This is a genomic window from Paenibacillus sp. Root52 (assembly GCF_001426865.1).
Classification (GTDB): domain Bacteria; phylum Bacillota; class Bacilli; order Paenibacillales; family Paenibacillaceae; genus Paenibacillus.
This window is the reverse complement of the sequence record NZ_LMFO01000029.1, coordinates 188089-206410: the sequence shown is the minus strand read 5'-3', so window position 1 is coordinate 206410 and position 18322 is coordinate 188089. Positions and strand designations below refer to the sequence as shown.

At 46.1% G+C, this 18322-nt stretch carries 16 protein-coding genes; 3 read left to right on the top strand and 13 right to left on the bottom strand.

All coding sequences use genetic code 11. The features are described from left to right. Positions 1–135: 135 nt before the first annotated feature. The 7 genes from fabG to ASD24_RS21870 all read right to left on the bottom strand — a co-directional run bounded on the left by fabG (position 136) and on the right by ASD24_RS21870 (position 5985). The gene (gene fabG / locus ASD24_RS21900) at positions 136–885 is read right to left on the bottom strand and encodes a 3-oxoacyl-[acyl-carrier-protein] reductase (RefSeq protein WP_056700513.1); all 750 of its coding nucleotides are present in this window, start codon (positions 883–885) and stop codon (positions 136–138) included. 120 nt (positions 886–1005) lie between these two features. Continuing rightward, positions 1006–1938 carry an ACP S-malonyltransferase gene (gene fabD / locus ASD24_RS21895; protein WP_056700511.1) on the bottom strand — a complete coding sequence of 311 codons (933 nt, stop codon included), beginning with the start codon at positions 1936–1938 and terminating at the stop codon, positions 1006–1008. A 27-nt stretch (positions 1939–1965) separates the two neighbouring features. Then, positions 1966–2955, bottom strand: coding sequence for a beta-ketoacyl-ACP synthase III (locus ASD24_RS21890; protein WP_056701155.1), 990 nt, complete (start codon positions 2953–2955; stop codon positions 1966–1968). Positions 2956–2963: 8 nt separating this feature from the next. Beyond that, entirely contained in the window at positions 2964–3959 is a 996-nt protein-coding gene (gene plsX, locus ASD24_RS21885) for a phosphate acyltransferase PlsX (protein ID WP_056700508.1), read from the bottom strand. Continuing rightward, positions 3956–4549 carry a transcription factor FapR gene (gene fapR, locus ASD24_RS21880; RefSeq protein WP_174715340.1) on the bottom strand — a complete coding sequence of 198 codons (594 nt, stop codon included), beginning with the start codon at positions 4547–4549 and terminating at the stop codon, positions 3956–3958. Before fapR ends, plsX begins: the two co-directional genes overlap by 4 nt. 660 nt (positions 4550–5209) lie before the next feature. Then, positions 5210–5383, bottom strand: a complete 174-nt coding sequence (gene rpmF, locus ASD24_RS21875; RefSeq protein WP_017689233.1) for a 50S ribosomal protein L32 — start codon at positions 5381–5383, stop codon at positions 5210–5212. Between the two features lie 65 nt (positions 5384–5448). Continuing rightward, entirely contained in the window at positions 5449–5985 is a 537-nt protein-coding gene (locus ASD24_RS21870) for a YceD family protein (RefSeq protein WP_235540749.1), read from the bottom strand. Positions 5986–6638: 653 nt separating this feature from the next. Between ASD24_RS21870 and hmpA the strand changes: the two genes are divergently transcribed. Together hmpA and ASD24_RS21860 are read left to right on the top strand one after the other, a co-directional pair. After that, entirely contained in the window at positions 6639–7874 is a 1236-nt protein-coding gene (gene hmpA, locus ASD24_RS21865; protein ID WP_056700505.1) for an NO-inducible flavohemoprotein, read from the top strand. Positions 7875–8102: 228 nt separating this feature from the next. After that, positions 8103–9335, top strand: coding sequence for a nucleotidyltransferase (locus ASD24_RS21860; RefSeq protein WP_056700503.1), 1233 nt, complete (start codon positions 8103–8105; stop codon positions 9333–9335). Positions 9336–10386: 1051 nt separating this feature from the next. On the opposite strand, the gene ASD24_RS21855 is transcribed toward ASD24_RS21860, so the two are convergent. Beyond that, positions 10387–11427, bottom strand: coding sequence for a SepM family pheromone-processing serine protease (locus ASD24_RS21855; RefSeq protein ID WP_056700501.1), 1041 nt, complete (start codon positions 11425–11427; stop codon positions 10387–10389). A gap of 207 nt (positions 11428–11634) precedes the next feature. On the opposite strand from ASD24_RS21855, the gene ASD24_RS21850 reads away from it, so the two are divergent. Beyond that, positions 11635–12948: a nucleoside recognition domain-containing protein gene (locus ASD24_RS21850; RefSeq protein ID WP_056700499.1), complete on the top strand. Its 1314-nt coding sequence runs from the start codon at positions 11635–11637 to the stop codon at positions 12946–12948. On the opposite strand, the gene coaD is transcribed toward ASD24_RS21850, so the two are convergent. The 5 genes from coaD to ASD24_RS21825 form a co-directional block, all read right to left on the bottom strand. Next, the gene (gene coaD, locus ASD24_RS21845; RefSeq protein WP_056701152.1) at positions 12926–13432 is read right to left on the bottom strand and encodes a pantetheine-phosphate adenylyltransferase; all 507 of its coding nucleotides are present in this window, start codon (positions 13430–13432) and stop codon (positions 12926–12928) included. The genes ASD24_RS21850 and coaD overlap by 23 nt on opposite strands. Position 13433: 1 nt before the next feature. After that, a complete protein-coding gene (rsmD, locus tag ASD24_RS21840) occupies positions 13434–14042 on the bottom strand; it encodes a 16S rRNA (guanine(966)-N(2))-methyltransferase RsmD (protein WP_056700498.1) in 609 nt (202 codons plus the stop codon). Positions 14043–14377: 335 nt separating this feature from the next. Next, the gene (locus ASD24_RS21835) at positions 14378–16663 is read right to left on the bottom strand and encodes a preprotein translocase subunit SecA (protein WP_056700495.1); all 2286 of its coding nucleotides are present in this window, start codon (positions 16661–16663) and stop codon (positions 14378–14380) included. 76 nt (positions 16664–16739) lie between these two features. Then, positions 16740–17450, bottom strand: a complete 711-nt coding sequence (locus tag ASD24_RS21830; RefSeq protein WP_056700493.1) for an ABC transporter permease — start codon at positions 17448–17450, stop codon at positions 16740–16742. After that, positions 17447–18292, bottom strand: coding sequence for an ABC transporter ATP-binding protein (locus ASD24_RS21825; RefSeq protein WP_056700491.1), 846 nt, complete (start codon positions 18290–18292; stop codon positions 17447–17449). Before ASD24_RS21825 ends, ASD24_RS21830 begins: the two co-directional genes overlap by 4 nt. Positions 18293–18322 lie beyond the last annotated feature (30 nt).

Here is an 18322-nt window from a genome sequence, read left to right as displayed (position 1 = left end):
TTGGTATTATACGAGAATCGCAGGCAAAATGCCATAGAAGACATATGCGGCTCCCGGCCGGGGAATCCGGCCTTTTTCCGGCATTTCGGATCGTCCAGCGCCTGTTCCCCGACTATTATTCACGTCAGGAAAGAATTACATGTACATGCCGCCATCGACATGAAGTGTCTGACCTGTCATATAAGATGAAGCTTCTGATGCCAAGAATGTTACGACACCAGCAATTTCATCCGGCTGCCCCAGACGGGACAATGGAATACCACTCAGCATGCCATCGACTAATTCCTGGGACAGTTCTTTCGTCATATCCGTTTCAATGAAACCTGGAGCAACACAGTTCACTGTGATGCCTCGTGAAGCGAGTTCACGAGCAGATGCTTTCGTCAAACCAATAACGCCTGCCTTAGCAGCAACATAGTTGGCTTGACCTGCATTACCGAGTACACCTACAACAGAGGAAATATTAATAATTCTTCCAGACCGTTGCTTCATCATCGGGCGCGTAACTGCCTTCAAACAGTTAAATACACCTTTTAGATTCGTCTCAATAACCTGATCAAACTCTTCTTCTTTCATACGCATAATCAGGTTATCACGAGTAATTCCAGCGTTGTTAACAAGAATATCGACATTACCCCACTCTTCAAGCGTGGCTTTGACCATCTGTTCAGCCTCGTCCATCAGACCCACATTAGCCTGAACGGTAATTGCTTTGACCCCTTTGGCACGGATCGCTTCCGCTACCTCCTCAGCCGCCGCTTGGCTGCCTGCATAGTTCACCGCAACGTTGGCACCCGCCTCCGCCAGAGCAAGCGCGATACTGCGTCCAATTCCACGGGATGCACCTGTAACCAATGCATTTTTTCCTTCTAACGGTTTAGTCATAACCTTTCCTCCTTTCCCAAATATAGAGTTACCACTTACCACTCGGTGATAGCGTATGCTTCCGATGTAGCTTTCTTAAAGAAAGCTTTCGGGCGAACGCTTCGCTTCTTCATGTTTTTTTTATTGCAAGGCAGCTACCGTTGCTTCAAGCGTTTCAAGACTGTTTACGTTGTACAATTTTACGGTTTTATCTGTCTTTTTAATTAAACCCGTTAGTACACTTCCCGAACCAATCTCGATAAACGTGTCTACGCCTTGCTCAATAAGCCATGTCACACTGTCTTCCCATAATACGGGAGAATAGACCTGTTCTGTCAACAATTGTTGAACTTGTCCATCTTCTACCGGCTGTGCAGTCACATTAGCTACAACAGGAATGTTAGCCGGTGCGAAAGAAACAGTTTTAAGTTTATCTGCTAGTTTCTCTGCCGCATCCTTCATCAAAGAAGAGTGGAACGGCCCACTGACTTCCAGTGCAATTGCACGTTTGCCGCCTGTTTCTTTCACACGTTCCGCTACTGCAGCAACGCCTTCTTTAACACCTGAAATAACAATTTGACCCGGGCAGTTCATGTTCGCCAGTTCTACGATATGTCCACTTTCAGATACGTCACGGCAAAGCACCCCCAGCGCTTCCCGATCCGCACCCAACACTGCAGCCATCGCTCCCTGTCCACCAGGCACAGCCTGCTCCATGTACTGGCCACGTGCCCGGACAATACTTACCGCATCAGCAAACGACAATACGCCTGCCGCCACTAGTGCACTGTATTCTCCCAAGCTATGTCCAGCCATGTAATCCGCTTGAATTCCTTTTTCCCTAAATGCCTCTAGCCAAGCAATACTTGCTGTCAACAGAGCCGGTTGTGTATTTGATGTCTGTTTCAACTCGGTCTCCGGACCTTCAAATATCAGGTTACTCAGCGAAAAGCCAAGTGTTTGATCGGCTACTTCAAAAATTTCTTTTGACGCTGGAACCGTCTCATACGCTTCCTTTGCCATACCTACCGCCTGTGATCCCTGACCGGGAAATACAAATGCTATTTTACTCATCAGATTCATCTCTCCAAGCTATCTAATTTACCAAACGAGTACAGATGCTCCCCATGTCAGTCCGCCGCCGAATCCAACCATCAGTACGGTATCTCCAGCTTTCATGCGTCCTTCTTCAGCAGCTTCAACCAAAGCTAGCGGGATAGAGGCCGCTGATGTGTTAGCATATTTATCTACATTCACAACTACTTTTTCTTCCGGAAGATCCAGTCGTTGCATTGCAGATTGAATGATACGAATATTAGCTTGATGAGGAACAAACAAATCTACGTCTGAGCGATCCAGACCTGCTTTGTTCAGCACTTCTAGCGTAGCCGTTCCCATAACACGTACCGCAAATTTGAATACTTCCCGACCATTCATGTAGATGTAATGCTTTTTGTTCTCAACGGTCTCTGCAGAAGCCGGTAAACGTGAACCTCCACCTTCCAGTTGAAGCAGGCTACCGCCCGCACCTTCAGCACCTAGATCAAATGATTTGAATCCACGGCCCTCAGGCACTTCTCCAACGATTACCGCGCCTGCGCCATCTCCGAACAGTACACAGGTGTTCCGATCCGTGTAATCCGTAATCCGGGACAGACAGTCTGCACCAATAACAAGCGCATTATTGTAAAGACCACTTTTGATAAAGCTTGTCGCTGTCGCAAGTCCATATACAAAACCAGAGCAAGCAGCAGACAGGTCAAACGCAGCCGCACCTTTAGCACCTAATTTATCTTGAAGAATACAAGCAGTAGAAGGGAAAGCAGAATCTGGTGTAATCGTTGCAACGATGATTAGATCCAAATCGCTACCTGTCATACCCGCAGATTCTAAAGCTTTGATCGCTGCTTCGTATGCCAAATCCGAAGTGGCTTGATCCGGTGCAGCGATGTGACGCTCTTTGATTCCTGTTCGACTGACGATCCACTCGTCATTTGTATCTACCATTTTTTCAAGATCGCTATTTGTCAAAATTTTCTCAGGCACATATTTCCCCGTACCAATAACCCCAACCGGGCGCAAATTATTCATGTCGTCACTCACTTCCCGCTAATTTCCTTAGATATGCTCTCCACTAGCTGATTCTGTACTGCGATCCTTGCTTGACGTACTGCATTTTTGATCGCATTCCCATCGGCCGATCCATGACTCTTAACAACCAGTCTGCTTAAACCGAGAAGCGGCGCGCCGCCATGCTCGGTATAATCCAGTTTCCGTTTCAGACCTCTCAGCTCAGGCATAAGCACAGCAGCAGCCAATTTGCTTTTGAGTGACGATGAGAACTGTTCTTTGAGCAGAGTAAAAATGGCACCTGCTGTGCCTTCCAGCGATTTCAACAATATATTTCCTGCAAACCCGTCGCAGACAAGCACATCACATGCACCTGTCAGTACGTCACGGGCTTCAACATTACCTACAAAGCGAATCGGTAACTGCTCCAGCAAAGGATAGGCATGCTTCGTGAGCTCGTTTCCTTTACCAGGCTCTGTACCAACATTCAACAAACCAACTCGCGGTGAGTCAATACCTTGAACCTTCTGTCTATACAAGCTCCCCATAAGTCCGTACTGCGCAAGATGCTCTGGCTTCGCATCCATGTTAGCGCCAAGATCCAATGCAAGCACACCTACATCATCAATCGTTGGAATCATCGGTGCGAGTGCCGGACGCTCGATGCCATCCATGCGACCTACAACTAGTAATCCGGTTGTCATGAGTGCTCCGGTATTGCCCGCAGAGATCATGGCATCTGCTTCACCTTCCTTCAGCATCCTTCCGGCAACGACCATGGAAGCATCCTTTTTACGGCGGACAGCTCTCACGGGTTCATCGTCCGAACCGATAACTTCAGAAGCATGACGAATGGACAGATTAGCAGGCTTAACCGCAGCTTGACTCAGAAGCGGTTCAATTTGGGCTTCGTCGCCAACCAGAACGATCTGTGTATCCGTCCATTCTGTGGCGGCTGCGATCGCCCCTTCGACCGTTGCCGCAGGGGCATTATCGCCTCCCATAGCATCAATGACAATCTTCATACCAGTTGACCTCCCTCTACGCTGTCTTCTCCACCCGAACGGTAGATAACAAAATTGCCTTGGAACACCATTTCTTCTCCCACATAAGTGAACACTTCAACTTTGGCTTTTCCCTTTTGACCTGAGATCGATCTGACATAGGCCTTGGCAATACATTTCTCAGCCAGATGAACAGAACGCACAAAACGAATGTCTGCCGATGCGGTCAACGCGATTTCATCATTAATCACCGCTACAGCAAGGGAGTTCGCCTGGGCAAAAACATAGTGACCCCGAGCAATACCCGTTCTGGAAAAGACATGCTCCTCCTTAATCTCAAACAAGGAGATTCCACTCTTGTCCAACTGCAAGTCTACAATATCACCGATAATCTCATGCAGAGGCAAAGAGCGAACCTGATCGTATGAGCGCTCTGCCATTAGTTTCATCCGTTCCCGAAGCTCAGGTATGCCAAGCTCCAGCCTGTCGAGACGGATCGTCTGAATACTCACTTTCAACTGTCGTGTAAGCTCCTGATCCGTCACAAACGGGTTGTCTTCGATCATTTTGGTCAACTGTTGCTGCCTCTGTCTTTTCGGTACACGTTCGATGCCTGACACCCCCCAGCTATATCGTTTACGGAACCGCCCATCCGGTCAGTTCTATCCTTAAGTGGTTGTTCAAAAAGTCCGCTTTTGATTACGAAGGATGCGCGAGCGGCATCTCAGCATCGAATATGGGATTCAGCCGAAATAAGTAGATGCTTACGAAGTTTGTTTCCTTCGGAAACAATGTAGTTGCTCACGTAGCTTAATCTACGCTCCGCTACTCCATTTCAATCTTCATCCCATCTTCTTGGTTCTGAAAACCGACCTTTTTGAACATGCACTTTAAGTACATATTACTCTATAATTACGCCCTAAATTCAGGGCACTTCTTCGTACAAGTTATAACTCATATCTATGTAACGTCAAATCTTAGAACCTGGTACTAAACTATAGTATATCTCATCCCGTGTCAAAAAGAAAGGCTGATCCACCAAAAACAATCCACCGTTCTCAACCTTCGCTCCACTCGCCCGTATTATACGAAATCCCGCGGCCTATACGGAAAAATATCTACATAGATTGAACTAGCATCTCATGAACGGAGAGAAAAGAAATAGCGTAAAGCAGCAAAACGTTTCAGTTCCATCCTTATAGAATAAAAAAGAAATTGAAAAAGAAAAAGTAGCACTCCACCGAAATGAAGTACTACTTATTAGCTAGCTATTATTGAGAGATGATCTCTCTTGCTTTGTACGTTCCGCACACTTTGCAAACGTGGTGACTCAGTTTCAGTTCGCCACATTGCTCACATTTCACCATGCCCGGTACAGCCAATTTAAAGTGAGTGCGACGTTTGTCGCGACGCGTCTTGGACGTTCTCCGTTGAGGTACTGCCATTATTCCCACCTCCTTATCAAAATCAACCTTTGCAGGTAGTTGTTACGTTCGATTTTCAATCATGCTCATTTAAAAAAATCCTTGAGCCCTGCAAGCCGCGGGTCGATAACTTCGTTATCACAACCGCAGTCACCTTCGTTCAACTCGTGGCCACACTTAGGGCATAACCCTTTGCATGTATCGCTACAGAGCGGTACAAACGGAAGATGTAGCAGAAAAGTTCCCTCGGCATAACCCTTCAGATCAACGTTATCTTCATCCACATAGAAAGTATCGTCGTCTTCGTGCAATTCCTCTGGTTGTTTTCCCTGCTTGAATTGCTCATGAAAATCAATATGAAAATGTTCATTAATCGGCTTAAGACATCTGGAGCATAACATGTACGCTCCTACTGTCAGTTTGCCATGAACATCCACAACGTTTCCCTCTTTCTGTTCTGCAGATAAATCCGCAGTCAGCGGGGTAACGGCTGTGATATCTTGTCGGTTAGAAACCAGTTCCTTAATATCCCACTGTTCATTGAACTGTACGGGACGATCACTGGTTGCCACTTTGCGAAATGGCATTAACATTTCCATCACTCCAAACGAAACCAATCTCATAATTGTTGTCAAACGCTTTACGACATGTATACAGATCAAGCTGAGGTATAACTACTTCATTTCCTGACTGTATGTATTCTGACGCTATATCATTAAAACTATTATGAAATTGACTTAACAAACAAAAATCATTATACCGATTTTTCAAGAGGTTTGTCAACACTTTTAACTTTACACCCTATTTTAAAATCAATGATCTCCAACCAAATACGCACATTGAAACATTATAGGCTTACTTCGCTCTAACTACAAGCATCTATTGCAGGAAGTATCGGTCACAATTCGTTGATAATTAGTGTGATCTATATCACACGCCCCTCCATGCTCCGTATCTATACTTGTTGTAAACCGAAGCACGTTAAGCATTCAAGACGAATTTATCTACTATTTAATTTAATGAATCTAGCGATCGGTACGAAAGAAAATGGAATGAAGCTATAATGAAGACTACGGATTATCTTGCAACTGCGTTAGAAATTGAACGAACGTTTTCTAATGGAGAAAAAGGGAATCTCCTTTGAGCACATCCACTTCCGCTTATTCCAACTAAAACCTTACCACGATGCTAGTGAAGCCGCTTGGCAGACTAGGTGACAAACTGTTTTTTTACTATCAGACTCTAATACTTTCATCTTATATCGGGAGGGAATTTCATGTTAAGTGAAAACACGATTAAGGTCATCAAATCCACAGTACCTGTACTCGAAGTGCACGGTGAAGCCATTACCCGCCATTTCTATAAAACGATGTTCACTGCACATCCAGAACTGCTGAATATATTCAACCATGCCAACCAGAAACAGGGACGTCAACAGGTAGCTCTTGCAAACATGGTATATACAGCTGCCCTGCATATCGACAATCTCGCCTCCATCTTACCTGCCGTACGTCAAGTCGCTCATAAACACCGTAGCCTTGGCATTGTTCCCGAGCAGTATGCCATTGTTGGCACGTATCTGCTCCAAGCTATTAAAGACGTGCTTGGTGATGCAGCAACCGATGAAATTATAACGGCATGGGGCGAAGCCTACCAAGTCATTGCAGACGCCTTTATCGGAATCGAGCAGGACATGTATGCTACAGCAGAGAAGCAAACGGGTGGTTGGGAAGGCTTCCGATCGTTCAAAGTGGCTAAGAAAGTGCAAGAGAGCGACATCATTACCTCCTTTTACCTGTACCCAGAGGATGGTCTGCCCATTTCTAGCCATGAACCGGGACAATATATCAGCATCAAAATTCATCCAGAGGGACATCCATTTACCCAGATACGTCAGTATAGCCTTTCTGATGCACCTGATAAACCTTATTACCGTATTTCCGTCAAAAGAGAACAGGGTTCCATGGATCGTCCAGATGGAGTAATCTCCACATATCTTCATGAACACATTACAGAAGGCTCTGTTGTTGAGTTATCAGCTCCGGCTGGCGACTTTACGCTTCACGCAGAAGATCCACGCCCAATTGTACTGCTTAGTGGTGGAGTGGGTATTACGCCAATGATTAGTATGCTGAACACCCTTGCGCAAAAGAGCGATAAACGTCCAATCACATTTATACATGCCAATGTAGATAGCGCCAACCATGCATTCCGTGAACACGTAAACTTACTAGCTGACAACAATGATAATGTTCGTGCTTATTATTGTTACACCCAGCCGAGCAGCTCTGATCGGGATATCTCATGTTATCACAAGGAAGGTTACATGGATGCCGACTGGCTTCGTCAGATCGTAGATAACTTGGATGCAACATTTTACATGTGTGGGTCTGTACCATTCATGCAGAGCGTTTATGCAGCACTAGATGAAATTGGCGTATCGCCTGACCAGATCCATTATGAATTCTTTGGTCCAAAGGCACAGCTCATCCCTTCTGCAGAAGGTGTATAACGTATAAACTTGAGCTTTCACAATAAAATGATGGGTTAACCCTCAAAAAGGCATGCTTAAGCATTTTACGATGCAAGAGTGATGCCTTTTTTGGGTACGTATGACTCCTGCAATTTGAACATCAGACCCACCTGACCTATTATGATAGAAGATAAATACCTCTAATTGTGATTGAGCCAAACGTTACATGCGCATGTTGAAAAGAGTTTCTGGAAAAGGAGCATACATATGAAGGCCGTTGGTGTCATTGTTGAATATAATCCGCTACATAACGGGCATGTATATCATCTAAGCGAAGCCCGGCGGCTTAGCGGGGCGGATGCTGTCGTTGCTGTGATGAGCGGCCCTTTCCTCCAACGCGGCGAACCCGCCATCGTAGGTAAAAGGGCACGCACCGAGATGGCGCTTCATGCTGGCGCCGATCTCGTGCTTGAACTGCCGGTTGCCTATGCGGTGCAACCGGCGGAGTGGTTTGCGTATGGTGCGGTGGCATTGCTGCACCATACTGGGGTTGTTGACTCGCTCTGCTTCGGCAGCGAGTCGGGGGACCTGGACAGCCTGCAGCGCATTGCGCGCGTGCTGGCTGTGGAGCCCGCAGGGCTGCGCGAGGATATCGCGCGCCGCCTGCGGGAGGGCGCCAGTTACCCCGCCGCGTACGCAGGCGCGGCGGCGGCACTGGCGCCTGGCGGCGTCGATGCACGCGACGCCGCTGCACTGCTGGAGCAGCCCAACAATTCGCTTGGGCTGCACTACCTGATCGCGCTGGAACGGTTAGGCAGCGCGATCCAGCCCTTTACCGCGGCGCGTACCGGTGCCGCGTATCACGAGGCGACGCCCGGGCCGGGGGCGATCGCCAGTGCAACAGCCGTCCGCCGCCTGCTGATGGCGGACGGGCCTGAAGCCGCCGCGCAATACGTGCCGGCGGCAACCCTTGCCATTCTCCAGCGCGAATGGCAAACTGGGCGCGCTCCCGTACATTGGGAGCGCTTTGTCCAGCCGCTGCTGCACATCGCGGCGACCCGCCGTGCCTCCGAGCTAGCCAGCATCGCTGAGGTCACGGAAGGACTAGAGCATCGGCTGATTCGTACCCTGTCTCAGCTCGCAGAGCCTTCAGTCGATGCCTTGCTTAATGCATTGAAGACCAAGCGGTATACGCGCACCAAGCTGCAACGGATGTTAACACATGTGCTGTTAAACCACTCCAAGACGGAGTTGTCTCCCAGCATCTTGGCTGAGGGGCCAGGTTACCTTCGAGTCCTTGGCTTCAGCTCGAAAGGTCAGAGCCTGCTCAAACAAATGAAACGTTCTGCATCTCTGCCCGTCGTGATCAAGCCAGCTACCTTCAATCATAGCCAGCTTGAACTGGATATACAGGCTCAGGCAGCATATGCCCTTGCTTACACTGACAAGGATACAAGAACGATGTACAGCGATTATTATGACCCACCGATACGATACTAAGTAGGAACATAAACATAAATACTGAATCTGCAGATGCTTATTACATTGGTGACATGTAACTCATTCGATTGAGCTACCAAACACATCCAGTTCCCTATATACCGTTATACTTTGGTTAGCTCTTTGTTGTTACACGAACTAACGGTGCGATAATCATGCCTGAAAACCCTTGGTCAAAATAAGAGTCATATTGTGCTTAACAGCCAAAAAAAACCTTCCACTGTAGCAGGTGAATTCTGCTCAATTGAAGGTTTTTTGATCAGGCATAGCCTGTTCATGAACGAGCCTCTCTCCCTACACCGTCTCATCGTTGTTAACGAATCTGAGAGACCTTATTCCGTCATTTCACAACGAATGGAAATGGTAACGAACCTGAGAAATGTTATATTGCAAAATACCACGGAATGAACCTAATTTTCGCGTCCAAAAGGTACATTAGCGTGTCTACGATTCGTTAGCATCTCCTGAATGCCATTTTTCCTTGAATAACGCCGACTGAGTTCGTTAGAACTAGTACATCATTGAGAGTCGCGACTTCAAAGCTCACACTCACTTACGAGCACGAGCACCGCCTATTACGCCCCACCCCGCCCGTACCCTATCGTGTCACTTTCCCTTGTTGACGTCCCCCTGAATGCCTACCTGTATACCCTTGCTTGGAACTAAACTCATCCGATACCGCTTTCTTCACTGATCCCCATCCCCAATACACCCTAATCAGTTTCTATTCACACCGTTCGAATCACAGCACCTCTTGCCTTTCTTGGCGCATCCAGATGCTCATTCGTACCATCAGATCTACTTACAAACTTGAGCATTGGTACGATATTCCGCCCAATCAAGGCACAAAAAGAACATGGTCTTTTGGAGGTCGTGGGAGAACAGTTTTTTTGTACGGGGGGGTTGATCCTCCTAAAAGAGCTACGTTCTCCCGGCTCCCACCATCGTAAAACGACTATTAAAAAAGGCCAACCAGCAATTACTGGCTAACCTGATAATACAAAAAGAGGCTATGCAATAGCCTCTCATGTAAACAACCCTCTATGCTTAATTAAGATTTTACAGATAACGTTTTTAGGTAAGCCAGTGCATCGTCAACATTGCTAACCGGAACCAGTTTCATTTTTGTATCAATCTGTTTTGCTTTTGCTTCGGCTTCCTTATAGTTATCTTTGGGTACGAAGAAGATCTCCGCGTCCTTCCGATCTGCAGCCACAATTTTGTGGATCACGCCCCCAATTGGACCAACCGTACCATCCTTCGTAATGGTGCCCGTACCTGCAATACGATGACCTTTGGTCAGATCACCAGACGTCAATTGGTTATAGATCTCCAATGTGAACATTAATCCGGCAGACGGTCCGCCTACTTGCGTACTTGTAAATGTGATCTGTTTATCGGGATCTTCCGGCTTCACTTTTTGAACCGTACCAATCATTACCCCTAAGCCTGGACGCTTTTCCCCCGTTTTGTTGTCCGTCACTTCTACAAGTTGAACTTCACGGCTAATTGTTTCCCCGCCGCGCTCTAATTGCATTTCAACCGTATCTCCTGGTTTTCTTCCCTTTAATTGCGCCGATAATATCGTATTATCAGGTGTTGCTGTTCCATCCACACCCAAAATGGTATCTCCAGGCTTAATGTCCCCTTGCGGTTTAGGATCCTGTGAAAGGCCAAATACGAAGATATGCTCAGGAACGATGGAATATTGGATACCGGCCTTCTCATATGCCGCTTCCATCGCAGAGGATTGGGAGTCACTCATGAACCATACTTGCTCTGCAGAGTATTCCGCTTCACTTTTGCCACGTAATCGATCTTCTTTTTTATCAATTTGAGCATTTCGATTAAACAAGGACGTTCCAAGTAGGAACACGTTGGCATATGTAGCTGACACCGTCGTCATCATAAATACGCCCTTTTCCTCCTTGTCTCCACCCTTGACCGTTACCATCGGTTTGATTTCATCCGCACTGCCAGGCAGATAAATGATATACGGCGTTGGCATGTAAACTGCAACATAGAGAATCAGAGCTACCACGATCACAAAGATCGACGCTTTGAAACCTCCAGATTTCCGAATCCGATTCATCGCATGAGCCCCCGTTCTTTACGTTTCTTAAATATTTATAAGTCTAACACTCTCATCAACTTGCATACAATGGTACAGGCCGGATAGGCCGCTGTGAGCAGCCGCTTATCCGGTCAAGGCCGAACCGTCTACGGACGCCATTCGGCCGTCCACATCCATCCAGCAGCCTGTGTGTAAACGCGGCGCTATATCCTATGAGGTGAATTGATGAATATGCAGACCGAGGTTACCCGTTCGGGCCTGTTACGAACCATTTTTCTAAGTAGTGGTGCAATGTTGCTCGTTGTTGCCGTTGTATTATCTCCCAAAGAAGCCTTCGATGCTTCCATTCAAGGGCTTGATATTTGGTGGAAAATTATTTTCCCCGCCATGCTGCCCTTTCTCATGCTTTCCCAGATGCTAACCGCATTTGGGTTTACCGATGCACTAGGCGTTCTGTTAGGACCACTCATGCAACGTTTGTTTCGGTTACCCGGTCAGGCTGGACTAGCCATAGCTGTTGGCATGTGTGGGGGCTTCCCTGCAGGAGCCGATACAGCCGCACGACTTGTACAAGATCGACAAATAACCGCCAAACAGGCGGGTGTCTTGGCAGCCATTGCTCATTTCTCCAATCCAATGATGATTATCATTGTCTTGGGTACAGCTTTTCTTCACCAGCCTGTAGCCGGATACTTTCTACTCGGTATACATTGGATTAGCGGATGGATCGCCGCCATGATCGGTATTCGCCTATTGCCAGTAGGGCGGGCAGCAAGCATTGGCACAAGGTCGGCCTCAGATTTATCGCCACATCCTTCAGAATCAGCACATACAGAAATACATTCCATGTTATCTTCCAAGGCTACCGTTCCCCGCCACACACTTTGGCTGCGTATGAATCTTGCAGCTCGCGAGGCTCGTAGCCGTGACGGACGAGGATTCGGTAAGCTACTTGGTGACACGGTCTCCCAAGCCGTTCAGACCTTGATGATGACCGGAGGATTTATGATTGTATTTGCGGTATTCATTCGACTGCTAAGCCTTTATCTCACACCCGGTTCTTCGGTTGCCTTATGGCCATCTCTGTTGGAAGTACATCTTGGAATCTACCATCTAAGTCAAGCCCCTTTGGCGTCTGTAACCATGATCGCTCTCATTGCAGCCGTATTAGGCTGGGGTGGGCTATGCTCCCATTTGCAGGTCTATGCCGTTCTAAAATCAGTCGGGCTTGCGACAAGGAGTATGATTGACTTTGTTTCTATACGGCTGATACATGGACTCATCGCTTTTGCCATGAGCCTTGTTCTATGGGCACCTTTTAGTCGATACAGTATAGAGGTCTGGACTACGTTTCAAACCAATACGAACATCGGGTTGCCGGCTGCACCGCCGTGGTTTCCCCTGTTCAGCAACAGTTCAAGCCTAGCGTTTATTGGTTACGCTATTCCGGTAGCCATGTTCAGTCTTGCTCTGCTGCTCGTCGTTATGATCAGTCTTTCGGGACTGATTCGCTTGTTCAACGGGCGTTTTTCTCGCTAATTTTCTGACGTAGCGCAGCTTCCACTTCAGGAGATACCAGATCCGTTACATCTCCATTGTAATGCGCAATTTCTTTTACAATACTGGAGCTGAGATACGAATACTTCGGATTCGTCATCATGAAAATCGTCTCTGCATCTGGATTCAATTTACTATTGGTGGAAGCCAGCTGCAATTCATATTCAAAATCAGTGACCGAGCGAATACCTCTCACGATAACTTGCGCTTCTTTTTGGCGTACATAATTGGCCGTTAGGTCGCGGAAGCTATCCACCTCAACATTAGGCAGATGACGAGTCACTTCCGTAATTAATTGCTTGCGCTCCTCCACCGTAAACAGTGGGTTTTTACTCATATTATTCAGCACCGCCACAATCACACGGTCAAACTGCTTCGATGCTCTTGCGATAATGTCCAGATGTCCCATCGTTACAGGATCGAAGCTACCTGGATAAACGGCAATCCGTTCTTGACGATGTATCATTTCACTCATGGAGATCCTCCTCTTCCGCTGTGCTAGATTCTCCATCTTCGGATGCATGAGGTGCATAATGATAAATGGAAACCGCAGTTTCCCCGTACAATGCCTTGCGCGTTTGTTCAAACGGGCCGAATTGTTCAGGGTATAGATGTTTAGATTCATATTCAAGCACGATGGTTGCACCATGTTCAAGCAGCTCCAGTTCATGCATCGTAAGCATAAGTTCATTCCCGTTCTTCATTCGATAAGGGGGATCAAGAAACACGAGATCAAATGTGGTGCTCCGCTTAGCAAGAGCCTTTAACGCACGCCCTGCATCATTTCGATATATAGCTGCCTGATTCTCCAGCTTCGTTGCTGTCAGATTCATACGAATGACTTCAATACTTTTTGGTTCCAAATCAACAAAAATAGCCTTGTCCATGCCACGGCTCAGCGCCTCAATTCCGAGACCACCACTGCCCGCAAACAGATCCAATGCCGTTCCACCCTCGAAATAAGGGCCTATCATACTAAATAACGCTTCCTTCACCTTGTCGGTGGTCGGCCGCGTTCCTGTGCCAGGAACCGCCTTCAACGGTCTACCTTTTGCACTTCCAGATACCACTCTCACGAATGAGTCACCTATTCTCTCTATGTAAGTTTATTGATACAGCTATCGTACCACAATCGGGATGAGTTTGAAAAATAGTGGCTTCAAGGAATATCTCCAATATCAAAAAATGAATTGATGATTATGTATAAAAAGGAAATCTCCTGGCTATTCTATAATTATCGACATCACAAGTGTCGTAGACAACCGCGGAGAAGACTTACGTTTCCCCATAAGCTCTTCGTCCGGTTTCTCCTCTCCCATGAAAGGAGACCTCGAAAGAGGTCTCCGAATAAAAGCCTATCAGAGCGATTTCTGGTAGGTTTTTATTTTGTTATTCGTCTGCGTTAACCTGATCAAAATTTGGACCACCCGAATACTGGCTTTAACACCCTACGGATCCAAAAAGCAACGATAGTGCCCGCATTCCATGAACTGCGATTCTGTAAGTAATCCATGTACTGATCGCTGATCATATAGGTATTAGTGGAGGTAGGACTCTGTAGACCGAACTGCTCCCATTTGGCTGGATCATTCGACCCATCGAGCCTTGTTAGCATATTTGCCGACTCCTTAGCTATTTTAGCCGGAAGTTGTTCAAATGCTTCGGTGATATGTCTGTGGAATTCATCCATTGGATTCTGGTTAGTTAGGCTCTCTAGGTGAATGCTTTCCCGCATATAAGATGCATATGCTAGATGGTCTGCCCAGAACTCATCGATATAAAAAAGGCGAACCCGCTGCTCCGAAGGACTCATCGGTAGATCCCCATTCAGTATGGAGAACCTTTCCTTATGTAGAATTCGTCTCTGATCTTCAATCATATCCGAATAACGGTTCAGTTCCTGCTGAAGATCGAAATTTTGCCCCATCATCACACGCTGAATATGCTCTAATTTGTTGTGTACTATCGGCGCATTGAGAACCCCATCTTGCTTAGGCACCCGAATCGCATCATGAATGCCGAATTGAACTAACAAATCATCCTCTAAACTTACATAAAAAACAGAATCTCCAGGGTCTCCTTGGCGACCTGAGCGTCCACGTAGCTGGTTATCTATCCGCACACTTTCGTTCATATGCGTCCCAATGACATACAACCCACCCAGTTTCAAAACTCGGTCTACTTGAGTAAGATCGCCTCCCCCAAGTCGAATATCAACACCACGTCCTGCCATATTGGTTGACACCGTTACAGCGCCAATTTCTCCGGCTCTGGCAATAATTTGAGCCTCTTTCGCATCATTCTTTGCATTTAAAATATGGCAATCTACGCCCGCAACAGTTAGCGCCTCCGCTAGCTTGTCAGACTCTTGAACGCTTGACGTACCTATAAGCATTGGACGCCCCGTTGCATGAACAGTCACAATTTCTTGCACCAGTGCTTTGAATTTGGCTTCTTGGTGAGTATAGATTCTATGTGGATGATCGATTCGTTTATTTGTTTGGTTGGGCGGGATCTCTACAACCTCAAGTTCATACATCCTTTTGAACTCCATGCTGGAAGCGAGCGCTGTAGCCGTCATTCCGCTAATTCTAGGATACAAACTAATAAAGTGTTGAATCGTAATCGTTCCAAGGATCTTCCCGCCAACTTTTGATTGCAGTCCTTCCTTTGCCATAAGTGCCGTTTGCAGTCCTTCAGGTAAGTATCGATTCTCTGCCACACGACCCGTAAATTCCTCAATCAGCTCTATTCCACCGTCTCTAACGATGTAATCGACGTCTCTTCTTAGCAACGTTTCGGCATGTAGCGCACAATTTAATGACGTTAACAAATGACTGTTATGGCTGTCGTATAAATTGCCACACTCGAGCAATGACTCTGCTCTTTCTGAGCCTGCTTCATTCAAATATACGTTACGTTGGAATTCGTCAAAATGATAATGCTCTAATGGCACGAGCTGTCGAACCACTTCAGCAAATCGAATAAAGTCATCGCTAGAAGTACCTGACGCGCCACTGATAACTAATGGAACCCTCGCTTCATCAAGTAGTAAGGAATCTGCCTCGTCGATAATAACGTAGTGGAAAGGACGATGAACCAGTTCGTCTTTGGATAATGCAATGGTATCCCGCAAGTAGTCAAATCCGGCTTCTTTAGCCGTAACATACGTTATATCCTTAGCATAGGCTTCACGTTTCTCGCTCAGACTCATACCCGCTTGAACCGAACTTACTGTTAAGCCTAGAAATCGATAGATTGGTCCCATCCACTCTGCATCGCGATGTGCTAAATAATCGTTAAACGTCAGCACATGAACCCCATGACCAGTCAATGCATTCAAACAAGCGGTCATCACAGCAGATAAGGTTTTGCCTTCCCCGGTTTGCTGCTCGATCAGTACGCTCTCATGTAGTGCGATGGCAGCTATTATCTGCACATCATATGGCTGCATTTCAAGCTGTCTCTCCGCGACCTCACAGACCAATGCATAGAGATCAACAAGCAATTTCTCTAAGGCTGTGCCCGAGTTAGCCTCTCTTTGCAATCGGAGAAATTCAGCTTGTAATTGTCCATCATCCCATTCTTCTAAGTCCTTTTTTCTAACCAAGTTAACGATGCTTCGGTAGCCTTCCAGCCTATGTCTGGAATCACGGTCTTTGAACTCCTGTACCAACTTGACGACGGTATTTAGCACACTCAGCCCCCCCTTGGCAAAACGACATGATTCGATGATGACTAAAAATTAGATCGCTGCAAACGCATTTATTTATCTACTCATCCTTTAACCGTCGCTCATATAGAATTACAGATACCATTGTTAATACAATCGTCCATAGCAAAATAATGATCAGTGGTTTCAATAGTTCTCCCATCGTATAGCCCGCAGGAGAGATACTTAATAAATGTACAAGCTGACTGCTTGGCATGTAATCCAGCACGTTGAACATAGCAAATCTCTCATCTAATAACACTCTGCCTGGGGCCGCTGTGAATACAATCGTGACAGGAATGACAGATAAAGATGCTTCAAGCAAGGTTTTGGAGAACAAACCACATATCGTTCCGACTGATGTGTACAAAATAATTGATAGAATGAGTGCCGCTAAAGATACCCATAGATTGGCTGGTTGATAACCAAATATCAATGTAGCTATAGTTAGAACAACAAAAGACATGACAAAAACGAGTACACTTTTGCCGATTAAAATATCCATAGTTGTTGACGGAGTCATCATTAATGAACGCAAGGTGTTACGTTCCTTTTCTTCCGCGATTAAGCATGCTTGTACAAAGCATGTAATTAATACAAACGAAATATTTAAAAGAAAACCGATCGCTTCAGGAGCCGATGAACCTATCTCTCGAAAAAGCAAAGCAAGCATAATGGGAACAATCAACGTGACGGAAATTGCAAAATTACGTGAGAATTCCTTGTAATCCTTTATAAATATCGCTCGAATACGCTTTAATGAGATACTCATAGTAACTCACTTCCTGTCAGTTTGATAAAGATCTCGCCAAGACTCGGCTCTTTTGTTTCTAATCGATCAATGAGTCCTTGTTTCATCCAATCTGCAATGAGGTTAGCTGTTTCTGCATTCATCGGAAGTTCGTACGATTCTCCATTTAATAGAACGACAGCTATGACGTTTTCTCGATGTTGTTTTTTTAGCTCCTTGGGCCTTCCAATGGTTTGAATTTTCCCTTCATACAAAATCGCTATACGATCACATAACAATTCAGCTTCTGCCATGTCATGCGTTGTTAGGAAAATCGTAGTTCCTTTCTCGTTTAAGTAACGCAGCCCTTTATAGATATGTAAAGAGTTCACTGGATCTAAGGCCGAGGTAGGTTCATCCAAAAATAATAACTCCGGCTCATGGATCACCGCGCATGCCAAAAGAACACGCTGACGCATTCCTTTCGACAAGAGATGAACCTTCTTTTTACGTTCTCCAACTAAATTCACGAATTGCAATACTTTATCAATCGAGGACGGAGAGAGATCATATAACTGACGATATAACTCTAGATTTTCTTCTACCGTTAACCTCTCATATAGTCCGCTGTTATCAGACAACATACCAAAACGCATCTTCTGAGCCGATTGATACATCATCGATGCCGACTGGTCAAACACCTTAGCCTTTCCACTCGTTGGAGTTAACTGCGCAGTTAATATCTTAATTAATGTTGTTTTTCCTGAACCACTCGGGCCAAGAAAACCAAAAATTTCACCTCGGGGAATCGAAAAAGAGACTTCTGATAATGCATCTTTATCACCAAATCTCTTTCGAATATGCTCGACTTGAATCATGTTCATTCAGATCACTTCCTTACCGTTGATGTTCTC